We start from the raw sequence: 13,707 nt of genomic DNA on the forward strand, positions 1-13,707 counted from the left end.
GGGCAACCCGCCCCCGAAATCCGTGAATGAAGTGAGGCTCCGAATGACGACACCTGTGCGCGACGCTCTTCCGGACGGAGTCCCTGCCCTCACCGGAGACGTCCTCGCCATCCGAGGCGGACGTCCGCTTCGCGGCCGTGTCGATGTCAAGGGCGCGAAGAACCTGGCGACGAAGGCCATGGTCGCCTCGCTCCTGGGCGAGACCGTGAGCACTCTGCGCGACGTGCCGGCGATCAGTGACGTCGCCGTCGTGCGGTCGCTGCTCGAGGTGCACGGCGTTCGCGTATCCGAGGGCGATGAGCCCGGTTCGCTCGTGTTCGACCCGAGCGATGTGGAGTCGGCGCACTTCGAGGAGATCGACGCCCACGCGGGAGCCTCGCGTATCCCGATCCTGTTCTGCGGACCGCTGCTGCACCGTCTCGGTCAGGCGTTCATCCCCGACCTCGGTGGATGTCGCATCGGGGATCGTCCCATCGACTTCCATCTGGACGCTCTGCGCAAGTTCGGCGCGATCGTCGAGAAGCTGCCCAGCGGCATCCGCCTCTCGACGGGGGGAAGCCGTCTGCACGGCGCCAACATCCACCTTCCGTACCCGAGCGTCGGTGCCACGGAGCAGGTGCTGCTCACCGCCGTCCGCGCCGAAGGCGTGACGGAGCTGCGCAACGCGGCCATCGAGCCCGAGATCATGGACCTGATCGCCGTGCTGCAGAAGATGGGCGCCATCATCTCGTACGAGCCGAACCGCGTCATCGTGATCGAGGGCGTCGAGAAGCTCCGCGGATACGACCACAGGTCGATCTTCGACCGCAACGAGGCGGCATCGTGGGCATCCGCGGCGCTGGCTACCGACGGCGAGATCTTCGTCGGCGGCGCCAAGCAGCAGGAGATGCTCACGTTCCTCAACGTCTTCCGCAAGGCGGGCGGCTGGTTCGACATCCAGGAAGACGGCATCCTCTTCCGTCGCGACGGCGACATCAAGCCCGTCGTGATCGAGACCGACGTGCACCCCGGCTTCATGACCGACTGGCAGCAGCCGCTCGTCGTCGCTCTCACGCAGGCACACGGCCGCTCCGTCGTGCACGAGACCGTGTACGAGAATCGGATGGGGTTCACCGATGCCCTGGTCAAGATGGGGGCCGACATCGTCGTGCACCCCCGTGGTCTCCAGGACGGCCCGCGCCGCGTTCCGCGGCGGGACCTGGAGCAGGCGGCAGTCATCACCGGCCCGACGCCTCTGCATGGCGCGGACATCGTGGTTCCCGATCTCCGCGGCGGCTACAGCCATGTGATCGCGGCACTGACGGCCACCGGCGAATCGAAGGTGTCGGGTGTCGACATCCTCAGCCGCGGCTACGAGAAGTTCCTCGCCAAGCTCGACGCGCTCGGCGCCGACTTCGACGTCATCCGGTGACCGCGGTGACGTCCCGATCACCGGAGACGAAGCGTCCGAGCATCTTCTGGCCGCTCGCGGCGCTGATCATCCCGCCGGTCTCTCTGATCGCGAAGATCCGTGTCCGCGGGGCCGACAAGCTGCCCCAGGAGGGGTCGTACGTCCTGGCGCCGAACCACTACTCCGAGTTCGATCCGCTCATCGTCGCCGTCGCCGTGTGGCGCTCCGGTCGCGCGCCGCGGTTCATGGCGAAGGAGAGCCTCTTCTCGATCCCGGTGCTGGGCTGGTTCCTGCACCGCACCGGGATGATCCCGGTCGCGCGCACCTCGTCCGCTGCCTCCGCACGGCAGACGATGAAGCAGTCGGAGGAGCTCGTCGAGCACGGCCGCGGCGTGATCGTCTACCCTGAGGGCACGCTCACGCGTGATCCCGACCTGTGGCCGATGCGCGGCAAGTCGGGTGCGGTACGCCTGGCCCTCGCCGATGGCATCCCGCTGATCCCGATGGCCCAGTGGGGCACCCAGGCGATCATGGGGCGCTACCAGAAGGGTCTGAGCCTCTGGCCGCTGCGCAAGCCGGTCCAGGTGCTCATCGGCGATCCGGTCGACGTCTCCGATCTGCGCGAGCGTGCCGGAGAGCCGGCGGCCCTCACCGAGGCCACCAATCGACTCATGAACGCGATCACCGCGCTCCTCGAGGAGCTGCGGGACGAGAAGGCACCGGCGGAGCGGTGGAACCCCGCGAGCCATGGGCAGAAGGAGACCGGGCGCCTTGACTCCTAAGAGAACCGTTGCACCAGGCCCACGGGCCGCCGTCATCGGCTCGGGCAGCTGGGGGACCACCTTCGGCAAGATCCTCGCCGACGGGGGCGCCCAGGTGACGATGTGGGCGCGTCGTGCCGAACTCGCCCAGGAGATCAACGAGGCCAAGCGCAATTCGCGCTACCTGCCAGGGATCAACCTTCCCCGCACGATGGCGGCGACCCACGAGCTCGCGACCGCGCTGGAGGGGGTGGACCAGGTCTATCTCTCCGTGCCGAGTCAGTCGCTGCGCGAGAACCTGAAAGCTCTGCGGCCGCTGATCGCGGACAGTGACGCGAAGATCATCAGCCTCATGAAGGGTGTCGAACGCGGCACCGGATTGCGCATGAGCCAGGTGATCCAGCAGGAGCTGCGGTGCGACCCCGATCGCATCGCGGTGGCTTCGGGGCCGAACCTCGCCCTCGAGATCGCCCGGGAGCAGCCGACCGCCGCCGTCATCTCCTCACGCAGCCAGGAGACGGCGGAGATCGTCGCACGCGCGGCCCGCAACAGCTACTTCCGTACCTTCGTGAACACCGATGTGATCGGTACCGAGTTCGGTGGCGTCCTCAAGAACCTGATCGCCGTGGCCATCGGCATCGTGGACGGTGTCGGCTACGGCGAGAACACCAAGGCGTCGATCATCACCCGTGGACTGGTCGAGATGACCGACTTCGCGGTCGCGAACGGCGCGCACCCGGAGACGCTTCAGGGCCTCGCCGGTCTGGGCGACCTCATCGCCACGTGCCAGTCGCCACTGAGCCGCAACAATACCGCCGGGCGACTGCTCGGTCAGGGATACAGCTTCCAGGACGTCGTGAAGCAGATGCAGCAGACAGCCGAGGGACTCGCCTCCGTCGCGCCCATCCTGCAGCTCGCTCGCGAAGCCGAGGTCGACATGCCCATCGTCGAGCAGGTGAAGATGGTGCTCGACGGCAAGATGGATCCGCGAGACATCGCACCCCATCTGACGACGGACGACGACACCCCGCAGGGTGAGAGGACCAACCATGGACAAGCAGACGGTGGTGGTGCTCTTCGGCGGGCGCTCCAGCGAGCATTCGATCAGCTCCGCAACGGCGGGGGGCGTGCTGGGCGCGATTGACCGCGACCGCTACGCCGTGATCCCCGTCGGGATCACCCGTGAAGGAGCGTTCGTCCTCGAGGACGACGATCCGGCGAAGTTCCCGCTCGATGCCGCGCACCTCCCCGAAGTCGTCGACAACGGCACTCGGGTGCTGTGGCCGGAACCCGGTGGCGACCGCACGTTGCGGGTCGTGCACGCCGATGGCACCGTCGAGGGGCTGGGGGAGATCGACGTCGTCCTGCCCATCCTGCACGGACCCCACGGGGAGGATGGCACGATCCAGGGCTACTTCGACACCCTCGAGGTCCCCTACGCCGGAGGCGGTGTCCTCGATTCCGCTCTGTGCATGGACAAGCACTTCATGAAGATCGCGCTCGAGGCATCCGGCATCGCGGTCGCGCCGTGGGCGACGGTGCGCCGAAAGGACTGGGACCGCAGTGCCGCAGACGTGCGTGCGCGTGCTGCGGGACTCGGCCTCCCGGTGTTCGTGAAGCCCGCCCGTGCGGGCTCGAGCGTCGGAGTGTCCAAGGTCGAGACCGCCGACGAGCTCGACGCGGCTCTGGCGGTGGCTTTCGCCGAAGACGACAAGGTCCTGATCGAAACCGGGGTGAGCGGGCGCGAGATCGAGGTGGCGGTGCTCGAGACCGCTGACGGAGTCAAGGCTTCGCTGCCCGGCGAGATCGTCTTGACGTCGCGGGGCTTCTACGATTTCGAGGGCAAGTACCTGGGCGGTGACGGCGTGGACGTCGTGTGTCCGGCCGAGGTGACGGATGCGGAGTGCGCAGCGATCCAGGAGATCGGCGTCCGCGCGTTCGAGGCTGTCGACGGACGAGGCCTCGCTCGTGTCGACATGTTCCTGACGCCGTCGGGTGAACTCGTGGTCAACGAGCTCAACACGATGCCGGGATTCACCCCGATCTCGATGTTCCCCAAGTGCTGGGTCGCATCGGGCCTGAGCTACGGCGATCTCATCACCGAGCTCATCGAAGCGGGCCTGCGCCGCTGAGATCGGAGTTCCCCGGGGGCGGTCAGCCCGCGGGGAACTCGACGCGGTCCGTGCACTGTCCGGTCGCCGGCTGGAGCCCGGACTGGATGCTCGCCGAGATCTTGTCGACGATCGCCTGGAAGTCGATCTGTTCGCCACGGCGGATCGTCACTTCCACCGCGGGGTCGCGACCGAAGGTGACGAGGCGCTGACGGTCCTCTTCCTGGTCGAGCACGAGCCAGTCGACGCCGCCGAGCGTCGTGCACACCAGAGCCGACGGCGCAGGGGGTTCGACGCCGCAGCGCAGCACGACTGTGGGGTCTCCCCAGGCGCCGGTCGCCTGCGCGTCGGTGAAGACACGATCGAGTCCGCCGACGGACTCCGGCAGCAGCACCGAGACGTTCGCACACGCCGGATTGTTCGCATCGGCTGCAGGCTCGAGGTGCACGGTGGTCGAGCAGCCGGCGAGCACCGCGGTGAGGGTCACTGCCCCGGCGAGGACAGCGAGGCGACGGGAACGGGGCATGCTTCCAGGCTACCTTTGACAGCATGCCCTCCCGACACGAAGCCGACGATCCGCGCCTGGGAGATCTCTCCGAAGGGCGCATCCTGCAGGCGATCCTGACACGGACGCCGACGGGGGCCCACACGCTCATCGGGCCGGGAGACGATGCGGCGGTGATCGCCACGCCGTCGGGTTCCGTGGTCGCGACGACGGACACGCTCGTGCACGGTCCGGACTTCCGGCTCGCATGGTCGAGCGGGTACGACCTCGGCTGGAAGGCCGCAGCGGTGAACCTCGCGGATGTCGCGGCGATGGGGGCGCGCCCGACCGCGCTGCTGGTCGCTCTCGCGGTGCCGCGCGACCTGCGGCTCTCTTTCGTGGAGCGGCTCGCCGACGGCTTCCGCGATGCGTGTGCCGCGCTCGCCCCCGGCTGCGCCGTGGTCGGCGGCGACCTGACGGTGTCGGATGTGCTGACCGTGGCGGTGACGGCGCTGGGCGACCTCGAGGGACGCACTGCCGTGACCAGGAGCGGTGCGCGCCCCGGAGATGTCGTCGCGGTCGCCGGTGAACTCGGTCATGCCGCACGTGGACTCGCGGTGCTGTTCGGTCGATTCCGGGACGGCGACGTGCCGGTGGCTGTCGATGCCGCGAAGCTCGCCGCCGGAGAGCGCGCGGCGGTGACGGCGCAGCTGCGGCCCGCGCCCCCGATCGGCCTCGGCGCAGTCGCCGCGACGGCGGGGGCGACGGCGATGATGGACGTGTCCGACGGACTCGCCCTCGATGCGCGACGGATGGCCGCGGCTTCCGGCGTCACGATCGCACTGGAACGAGATCTTCTCGGGGACGATCCTGAGCGCGCGATCGCCGGAGGGGAGGATCACGCCCTGCTCGCCGCATTCCCCGAGGGCGTGCTCCCGCCCGGGTTCCGCGTCATCGGCGCCGTTCGTGCTGCCGGACCGGAAGATCTGCTCTGCGATGACCTTCCCGTCGACCTCAGTGGGTGGGACCCCTATCGGGACTGGGACTCGGTCGCAGGCTGATCGACCGGCTCATCGTCCTCGCCGGCAGCGGGCTCGGCCCACCAGATGGTGGTGTCGCCGTAGGTCTTCTCCCGGAACTGCGCCAGGTTCGCCGCGCCGAAGTCCGGGGGCGTCGAGCGGCGCGCCCGTTCCACGACGACAACGGCATCCGACGACAGGAGTGGAGCGAGGGCGACGAGATCGGCGGTCATGGCGACGTCATCGAGGTCGTACGGCGGATCGGTGAAGACGAGGTCGAAGGGTCCCGTCGCGCGCTGCAGGAACGCATGCACCGTGCTCTCGTGCACACGACCGAGCGGGAGGCTGCCGGCCTTCGCGACCACGCCGGCGTTTCGTCGGACGATGGCGGCGGCCGGGCGTCCGCGCTCCACGAACTCGGCACTCGCGGCTCCGCGGCTGAGCGACTCCAAGCCCAGGGCTCCCGATCCGGCGTAGAGATCGAGGACCCGCGCCCCGGCGATCGCGCTCAGTGATTCCAGCGCGCCGAACAACGACTCGCGCACCCGATCGCTCGTGGGCCGTGTGCCCGAGCCCGGCACCTCGAGTCGGGCTCCTCTGGCGCTGCCTGCGATGATCCTCGTCACCCGTTCACGATACGACAGGCGGGATGTCTGCCGTGTCCGTCGCGTTCCCTAGACTCGGAACATGTCGCTCACGCTCGATTCCTCGTTGGAGGATGCGCTCGGTGCGGCGTCTGCCAAGACGCTCGGTCGCGCCTTCGGCATGAAGAGCGTCGGTGACCTTCTCGCGCACTATCCTCGGCGCTACGCCGATCCGGGCGAGCTGACTCCGATCCGCGACCTCCCCCTCGGCGAGACGGTGACCATCGTCGCGGAGGTGCTGTCGTCCAGCTTCCGTCGCATGCGCAATCGTCCGGGAGCCATGGTCGATGTCGTGATCGGTGACGGCATCGGACGCATGTCGTTGACGTTCTTCGCGAAGAACGTCGGTGCTGCCGAGTGGCGATCGAAGGATCTGGCGGTGGGTCGAAGGGGCGTGTTCTCGGGAAAGGTCGGCGAGTTCAACGGTGTGACGCAGTTCGCGCACCCCGAATACGAGCTGTTCGACGACGAGGACTCGGCCCGACGCAGTGCGGATGCGCGGGCCGCCGTCCCGATCCCGATCTACCCGGCTACCTCGGCGATCCAGACCTGGCAGATCGCTCGACTCATCGGACGCGTGCTGGATGATCTCTCCGACGCGCCGGACCCGTTGACGGCGGAGATCCGGGAACGAGAAGAGCTGCTCACCGCCCGCGAGGCCCTGGAGCTTGTGCACCGTCCCCGTACTCGAAACGACATCGATCCCGCCGTGCGAACCCTGCGCATGCACGAGGCGCTCACCTTGCAGACCGCGCTGCTCCAGCAGCGCGATGCGATCCGTGCCCTCTCCGCCACCTCACGGCCTGCGCGTGCCGGCGGACTGCTCGAACGCTTCGACGCGAGCCTCCCGTACACGCTCACGCCCGATCAGGAGACGGTGGGACACCAGATCGCCGAGGATCTCGTGGGTGCCTGGCCGATGAACCGGCTCGTCCAGGGAGAGGTCGGTTCGGGTAAGACCCTCGTGGCTCTCCGCGCGATGCTGCAGGTCGCCGAGAGCGGCGGGCAGGCGGCGCTGATCGCTCCGACAGAGGTGCTGGCGGGTCAGCACCTGCGTTCCATCGCGAAGATGCTGGGTCCCGATCTCGCGCCCCAGCTGATGCCGACGCTGTTGACCGGTCAGATGCCGGCGGCCGAGCGTCGCAAGGCTGCTCTGCGGGTCGCTTCCGGTCAGGCGCTGATCGTCGTGGGAACGCACGCGCTGCTGGGGGAGAAGACCACGTTCGCCGACCTCGGCCTGGTCGTGGTCGACGAGCAGCACCGGTTCGGTGTCGAGCAGCGCGAGGCTCTACGGGCGAAGGGGTCGAGCCCGCATGCCCTCGTGCTGACCGCGACGCCGATCCCGCGGACGGTCGCGATGACGGTCTTCGGCGACCTCGACACCTCGGTCATCCGCACCATGCCGGCCGGCCGCGCGGGTATCGAGTCGTTCGTGGCGCCGCTCGCTGAGCACCCGGGGTGGTTCAACCGTGTCTGGGAGCGCGCTGCGGAGGAGATCGCTCAGGGACGACAGGTCTTCGCCGTCTGCGCAGCGATCGACACCACCAAGAAGACGACGGAGGCAGGGGAGCAGTCGTCGCTCGCTCCGGAAGGGGCCTCCGGGCCGCGGTGGGGCGTCGTACAGCTCGACGAAGCCCTCGCCAGCCATCCCACTCTGGGCGGATTGCGCCGCGCCGTTCTGCACGGTCGTATGCCGTCGGACGAGAAGGACGCGGTGATGCAGTCGTTCGCCCGGGGAGACATCGATCTGCTGCTCGCCACCACGGTGATCGAGGTCGGCGTCGACGTGCCCAACGCCTCCACGATGATCGTTCTCGATGCCGATCGTTTCGGCGTCTCGCAGCTGCACCAGCTTCGAGGGCGCGTCGGTCGAGGGGGTGTGCCGGGGCTCTGCCTGCTCGTGACCGAGGCTGAGGCCGGGTCGCTCGCCCGTGACCGCGTCGACGCGGTCGCCGCCACGCTCGACGGGTTCGCCCTGGCGGAGGTCGATCTGGAGCTGCGCGGCGAGGGCGATGTGCTCGGCGCCGCACAGGCGGGTGTGCGCTCTTCTCTGAAACTCCTCCGCGTCGTCAAGGATGCCGGCCTCATCACGCGTGCGCGCGAGGTGGCGGAGAGCATCCTCTCCGTCGATCCGGATCTGGCCGACCACCCGGGCCTGCGCGAGGCGATCGGACGACGTGTGAGCGACGAGGATCGAGCGGCGCTGGCGAAGAACTGAACCGGAACCGGCGTGCCCTAGGCTGGAAACATGAGCAGCCGGATCGCCGTCGTCCCGGGTTCCTTCGATCCGCCGACCCTGGGTCACCTCGATGTGATTCGGCGCGCGGCCGCCCTTTACGACGAACTGCATGTGCTCGTCGTGCACAACCCGGGCAAAGAGGCGATGCTGCCGATCGCGCAGCGGCTCTCCCTGCTGGAGAAGTCGATCGCGGATGACGGCATGCAGGGCAACATCGTGATCGGTTCGTGGAGCATGGGCCTCCTGGTCGACTACGCCCGCGATGTCGATGCCGGCGTGCTGGTGAAGGGTATCCGCTCGCAGATCGATGTCGCGTACGAGTCTCCGATGGCGATCGTCAACAGGCACCTCGCCGGTATCGAGACGGTGTTCCTTCTGCCCGACCCGTCGCACGCGATGGTGTCGAGTTCGCTCGTGCGCCAGGTGGCTTCCCTCGGCGGCGACGTGACCCCGTTCGTTCCCGCAGCGGTGGCAGATTTCCTCGACACCGGTTCCCGCGGTATCTGAGTCCCTTCCCTGAGCGCGCGGTCAGGGCGACCGCTCGCGTCGGCCGGTAGCATGGAACGGTGCGCTCTCGAATGAACGGCCCTTTTGTCCTCCCCGTCCGCGATATCGTCCGGCGCCCGGGAGAGATGCGCGAGCACGAGTTCACCGTCGCTCTCTCCGAAGCCTGGGGTGAGGGGATCGTGTCCTACGAGGCGGGATCCGAACTCGATCTCGACGTCCGGCTGGAGTCCGTCCACGAGGGCATCCTCGTATCGGGAACCGCTGACGCCGAGTACGTCGGTGTGTGCGGAAGATGCCTCATCGACATCACTCGGCCCGTCGAAGTCGAGTTCCAGGAGCTTTTCGCGTATCCTGGTGAGGAAGAAACTGACTTCGAGGTTCAAGACGACCACGTGGATCTTGAAACTCTCGTCAGGGATGCGGCCGTACTGGCACTTCCTTTTCAGCCGGTGTGTCAGCCGGATTGCCCGGGTCTTGACCCGAAAACGGGTGAACGACTGACCGTGAGCACCGGAACGGAGCAGGCCGCTCCCATCGATCCTCGGTGGAGTGCGCTCCAGAACATCACAGACCAAGACGGCACGGAAGAATCTCGTGCCGCCGAGAAAGAAGAGAGCTAGTCATGGCTGGTAACCCCCCGAAGCGCAAGGTATCCCGTTCGAACACCCGCTCGCGCCGCGCGCAGTGGAAGGCGGCGCCCGTCGCGCTCGTCAAGACGATCGAGAACGGCCAGGTCGTCTACAGCCGTCCCCACCAGGCGAAGGTCGTCACCGACTCGCAGGGCACGGAGCTCTTCCTGGAGTACAAGGGCCGCAAGGTCGCTGACGTCTGAGTCGCGTACCGTGACGGAGGTCCCCGGGGGGACGAGGCCTCTCCCAGATAAGCTCCGCGTCGATATCGACGCGGAGCTTCTGGAGTTGGCCCTGACCCACCGCTCCTACGCGTACGAGCACGGCGGCATCCCGCACAACGAGCGACTGGAGTTCCTCGGAGACTCCGTCCTCGGGCAGGCGGTGACCGTCATGCTCTTCACCACGCACCCCGACCTCGATGAGGGCGAACTGGCGAAGCGGCGTGCGAGCGTCGTGTCGACGGTCGCTCTCGCCGAGGTCGCTCGAGGGATCGACCTCGGCAGTCATCTGCTGCTCGGTCGCGGCGAAGAGCAGACGGGTGGCCGAGACAAGGACTCGATCCTCGCCGACACGATGGAAGCCGTCATCGGAGCCACCTACCTTTCCGCAGGTCCCGAGGCCGCCACGGAACTCGTGTTGCGTCTGACGAAACCGCTGCTGGCCGACCCGGAACGCTACGGCGCGGCGATGGACCCGAAGACCAGCCTGCAGGAACTCGCGGCCCGCGTCGGTGCGACGCCTCCGCAGTACTCGGTGGAGGCGAGCGGTCCGGATCACGACCGTCGTTTCGTGGCGACCGTCATCGTCGGCGACGTGAGCATGACCGGTGCCGGCAGCAGCAAGAAGACAGCCGAGATGGCCGCGGCTCTCAGCGCCTGGCGCACCCTCAGCGAGCGTGCCTGAGCTTCCCGAGGTCGAGGTGGTCCGGGCGGGCCTCGCCCCGGCCGCGGTCGGATCTCTGATCACCGCGGTGAGCGTGTTCGACGAGCGAGCGCTCACGCGGCACGTCGCCGGCGCCGCCGATTTCGTCGCTCGTCTCGAGGGACGGACCTTCACCGCAGCCTCTCGCCGGGGGAAGTTCCTCTGGCTTCCGCTCGACGATGAGGATTCCGCGCTCATCGCGCACCTCGGGATGAGCGGACAGATGCTGTTGCGCGCACCGGACGCCGGTGCCGAGCGGCATGAGCGGGTGCGCATCGGCATCGAGCATCCCGTCCACGGCGAACTCGCGATCGTTTTCGCCGACCAGCGCACCTTCGGGTCGCTCGCGGTCGATGCCCTGGTGGATGACGACGGTTCTTCGATTCCGACGCAGGTCGCGCACATCGCCCGCGATCCGCTGGATCCGGCTTTCGACGACCGGGCGTTCCGTGCCGCTCTGGCACGGCGGGGGAGCGCGATCAAGCGCGTGCTCCTCGACCAGGGCGTCGTGAGCGGGATCGGCAACATCTATGCCGATGAGTCGCTGTGGGCGGCGCGCATCCACCCGGAGACCCCATCCGACCGACTCTCCACACAGGCGGTGCGCCGACTGCTGAACGAGGTGCGGCTCGTGCTGGCGAAGGCGCTCGCGGAGGGCGGCACCAGCTTCGATGCGCAGTACGTGAATGTGAACGGCCAGGCCGGGTACTTCGCGCACTCGCTCAATGCCTACGGGCAGCAGGGAAAGCCCTGCCCGCGATGTGGCACGCCGATCATCCGGGAGAGCTTCATGAATCGCGGTTCGCACTTCTGCCCGCGGTGCCAGCGGCTGCCGAAGTAGGTCGCGTGCTCGGGCCGGGAGCCTGAACGCTGTGTGCGTCAGGCTCCCGGCCCGTCAGTCACCGCAGGTGCGGAGTGGCGGTCACGCCGTCTGGAAGGAGCGCTGGAGCAGCGGGCGGGTGGCCCATGTGGTTGCCCCCACCACACCGATCCCGACGGTGACCACGAGCGCGATGGTCATCAGAGAGACCGGAGCGGTGATCAGCGCGATACCGACCAGCGGGAACACCAGGAGCGCAGCCACCAGCGCCGACCCGATCGCCGTCACGAGCAGAGGCGACATGATCGCGCGTCGGCGTGCCCGGTCCACGGTGTCGAGCGGCATTCCGAGGTGGTGCAGGCTGCGGTGCAGTTCGCTCTGGTCGAGAACGTCCGAGGCCTGATTGACGCCGACGGACGCCGCGACCATCAGGAAGGAGCCGATGAGCGTGATGATGAGTCCCGTGCGGATGTCGTCGGCGAGCGCGATGTCGGCAGCGGCGGCGTCGGAATCGCTCATCATGCTCATCAGCGCCACTCCGGTGCCGGCGAAGACGGCCATGAAGCTCGCCATGGCGATTCCACCCACCTGGCGCCAGGCTGCCTTGGGCGAGTCCAGCACGATGCGTGCGGCCAGCAGCCGCTCGGGTCGCTCGGCGCGACGCAGCTGACGCGATGCCGCGACCTTGAGCACCCACGGTCCCACGAGATTCAACACACCGAGTGCGGCACCGAACAGTCCCGCGAGGACGACGATCGTCATCACGACTCCACCCACCGAGGGGAACACCTTGATGAGTGCGAACGCGATGGCGATCGCGCCGGCTGCCAGTACTGCTCGAATCCAGTGCACCTTCGGCACATCAGTGCGCGTACGGACGCCCAGCGGCGAGATGACGACGCGACGAAGTCCGATGACGGCGCTGGTGGCTGCGAGCGCGAGCACGGCGACCACGACGATGACGGTCTGCAGCGGAGGGAGGACCACGGCCGCGAACCCGAGCGGCTCCCCGCGGAACGGGATGAGCCCGATGAGCGGACTGATAGCGACATGCCCGATGACGCCGGCGAGGGCGCCGACCGCCGCGACGAGGACGGACTCCGTGACCGTCGCGATCGTCACCCCGCCAGGTGACACACCGAGCAGGCGGAGGGTGGAGAGCCGTTCATCGCGTCGACGCGCGGAGAGACGAGCCGCTGCCCCGCCGAGGGACATCAGCGGCACGACCAGGAGAACGAGAGCGATCGCTGCAAGCCCCTGGTACAAGGGTGCGAACTCATCGGTCCATCCCCAGAAGGACTGTGCGCCCCCGATGACCGTGAGCACCAATGTGGTCACGACCCCGAACGCGACGACGGGCAACGCGAGGACGCTGCCCTGTCCGGGCGCCGGACGCAGGAGGAGCGCCAGCACGTTGCGATTCATGCGGCCACCGCCGAGGAGATGATGCGTCCGTCGCGCACGGCGATCGTACGGGAGCAGCGGGCGGCCACCTCCGGGTCGTGTGTGACCACGACGAGTGTCCGCCCCTGCCCGGTCGTCGACCACAGCAGGGCGTCCATCACCTCGGAGGAGGTGGTCGAATCGAGCGCACCGGTCGGTTCGTCGGCGAAGACGAGCTCTGCGCCGGTGGCCTGTGCTCGGGCGATCGCGACGCGTTGTGCCTGACCGCCGGAGAGCTCGCCGATGCGGCGTTCCTCCATACCGGCGAGTCCGAGGGCCGCGAGCCAGGATCCTGCGTGCTGTACGGCATCCTGACGACGGACGCCGTTGATCATGGATGCGAGAGCCACGTTCTCGACGGCGGTCAGCTCGGGAATGAGAAGCCCCTGCTGGAAGACGAAGCCGAACCTCTCGCGACGCAGACGCGACCGCGTGGACTCGCCGAGTGCGGTGACCTCGATCGGGGCGCCCTCGGCGGGGCGGAACAGTACGCTGCCGGAATCGGGGGCGGTGATCCCGGCCAGCACGTGGAGGAGCGTGGTCTTCCCCGATCCGGAGGCGCCCATGATCGCGACGGCCTCGCCACGATGGATCGCGAGGTCGACGCCGGCGAGAGCGCGGGTCGTCCCGAAGTTCTTGATGAGGGCGTGGGCTTCGATCACGGGGATGTTCATGGTTCCAGCCTCGCCGAGCGATCCTGCGCCGTCGTCGCCCCGGCGGATGACCGCGCGGGCCC

15 protein-coding genes are annotated in these 13,707 nt (G+C 68.2%); 11 read left to right on the forward strand and 4 right to left on the reverse strand.

Annotated features, from left to right (window positions below; translation table 11 throughout):
* The first annotated feature begins 43 nt into the window (after nucleotides 1–43).
* Genes murA through L687_RS34670 form a run of 4 tightly spaced genes read left to right on the forward strand, consistent with a single transcriptional unit; the run spans nucleotide 44 to nucleotide 4,283 of the window.
* Complete coding sequence (murA, locus tag L687_RS34655; protein ID WP_021200428.1) at nucleotides 44–1,411, forward strand: UDP-N-acetylglucosamine 1-carboxyvinyltransferase; 1,368 nt, start codon at nucleotides 44–46, stop codon at nucleotides 1,409–1,411.
* On the forward strand, nucleotides 1,408–2,172 hold the full coding sequence (locus L687_RS34660) for a lysophospholipid acyltransferase family protein (RefSeq protein WP_021200429.1): 765 nt from the start codon (nucleotides 1,408–1,410) through the stop codon (nucleotides 2,170–2,172). Before murA ends, L687_RS34660 begins: the two co-directional genes overlap by 4 nt.
* A complete protein-coding gene (locus tag L687_RS34665) occupies nucleotides 2,138–3,295 on the forward strand; it encodes an NAD(P)H-dependent glycerol-3-phosphate dehydrogenase (protein ID WP_152525912.1) in 1,158 nt (385 codons plus the stop codon). Before L687_RS34660 ends, L687_RS34665 begins: the two co-directional genes overlap by 35 nt.
* Nucleotides 3,201–4,283 carry a D-alanine--D-alanine ligase family protein gene (locus tag L687_RS34670; protein ID WP_021200431.1) on the forward strand — a complete coding sequence of 361 codons (1,083 nt, stop codon included), beginning with the start codon at nucleotides 3,201–3,203 and terminating at the stop codon, nucleotides 4,281–4,283. Before L687_RS34665 ends, L687_RS34670 begins: the two co-directional genes overlap by 95 nt.
* Nucleotides 4,284–4,305: 22 nt before the next feature.
* Here the strand turns inward: L687_RS34670 and L687_RS34675 are convergent, their stop codons facing one another.
* Entirely contained in the window at nucleotides 4,306–4,788 is a 483-nt protein-coding gene (locus L687_RS34675) for a DUF3515 domain-containing protein (RefSeq protein WP_021200432.1), read from the reverse strand.
* A gap of 23 nt (nucleotides 4,789–4,811) precedes the next feature.
* Between L687_RS34675 and thiL the strand changes: the two genes are divergently transcribed.
* Nucleotides 4,812–5,807 carry a thiamine-phosphate kinase gene (gene thiL, locus L687_RS34680; protein ID WP_021200433.1) on the forward strand — a complete coding sequence of 332 codons (996 nt, stop codon included), beginning with the start codon at nucleotides 4,812–4,814 and terminating at the stop codon, nucleotides 5,805–5,807.
* Here thiL and rsmD read toward each other — a convergent pair.
* On the reverse strand, nucleotides 5,777–6,391 hold the full coding sequence (gene rsmD / locus L687_RS34685) for a 16S rRNA (guanine(966)-N(2))-methyltransferase RsmD (protein ID WP_031207606.1): 615 nt from the start codon (nucleotides 6,389–6,391) through the stop codon (nucleotides 5,777–5,779). The two genes, thiL and rsmD, sit on opposite strands and share 31 nt — an antisense overlap.
* A 61-nt stretch (nucleotides 6,392–6,452) precedes the next feature.
* Here rsmD and L687_RS34690 point away from each other — a divergent pair, with 61 nt between their 5' ends.
* The 6 genes from L687_RS34690 (at nucleotide 6,453) to mutM (ending at nucleotide 11,549) form a co-directional block, all read left to right on the forward strand.
* The gene (locus L687_RS34690) at nucleotides 6,453–8,627 is read left to right on the forward strand and encodes an ATP-dependent DNA helicase RecG (RefSeq protein ID WP_021200435.1); all 2,175 of its coding nucleotides are present in this window, start codon (nucleotides 6,453–6,455) and stop codon (nucleotides 8,625–8,627) included.
* Nucleotides 8,628–8,657: 30 nt separating this feature from the next.
* Nucleotides 8,658–9,155, forward strand: a complete 498-nt coding sequence (coaD, locus tag L687_RS34695; RefSeq protein ID WP_021200436.1) for a pantetheine-phosphate adenylyltransferase — start codon at nucleotides 8,658–8,660, stop codon at nucleotides 9,153–9,155.
* Nucleotides 9,156–9,226: 71 nt separating this feature from the next.
* Entirely contained in the window at nucleotides 9,227–9,775 is a 549-nt protein-coding gene (locus tag L687_RS34700) for a YceD family protein (protein ID WP_021200437.1), read from the forward strand.
* 2 nt (nucleotides 9,776–9,777) lie between these two features.
* Nucleotides 9,778–9,987, forward strand: a complete 210-nt coding sequence (rpmF, locus tag L687_RS34705; protein ID WP_017830754.1) for a 50S ribosomal protein L32 — start codon at nucleotides 9,778–9,780, stop codon at nucleotides 9,985–9,987.
* A gap of 10 nt (nucleotides 9,988–9,997) precedes the next feature.
* On the forward strand, nucleotides 9,998–10,690 hold the full coding sequence (gene rnc, locus L687_RS34710) for a ribonuclease III (RefSeq protein WP_029265467.1): 693 nt from the start codon (nucleotides 9,998–10,000) through the stop codon (nucleotides 10,688–10,690).
* Nucleotides 10,683–11,549, forward strand: a complete 867-nt coding sequence (gene mutM, locus L687_RS34715; RefSeq protein WP_021200439.1) for a bifunctional DNA-formamidopyrimidine glycosylase/DNA-(apurinic or apyrimidinic site) lyase — start codon at nucleotides 10,683–10,685, stop codon at nucleotides 11,547–11,549. Before rnc ends, mutM begins: the two co-directional genes overlap by 8 nt.
* A gap of 81 nt (nucleotides 11,550–11,630) precedes the next feature.
* Here mutM and L687_RS34720 read toward each other — a convergent pair whose 3' ends face one another.
* Entirely contained in the window at nucleotides 11,631–12,953 is a 1,323-nt protein-coding gene (locus L687_RS34720; RefSeq protein WP_021200440.1) for an FtsX-like permease family protein, read from the reverse strand.
* Entirely contained in the window at nucleotides 12,950–13,645 is a 696-nt protein-coding gene (locus L687_RS34725; protein ID WP_021200441.1) for an ABC transporter ATP-binding protein, read from the reverse strand. The genes L687_RS34720 and L687_RS34725 overlap by 4 nt, the downstream gene beginning before the upstream one ends.
* Nucleotides 13,646–13,707 lie beyond the last annotated feature (62 nt).

The organism is Microbacterium maritypicum MF109 (genome assembly GCF_000455825.1).
GTDB lineage: Bacteria > Actinomycetota > Actinomycetes > Actinomycetales > Microbacteriaceae > Microbacterium > Microbacterium maritypicum_A.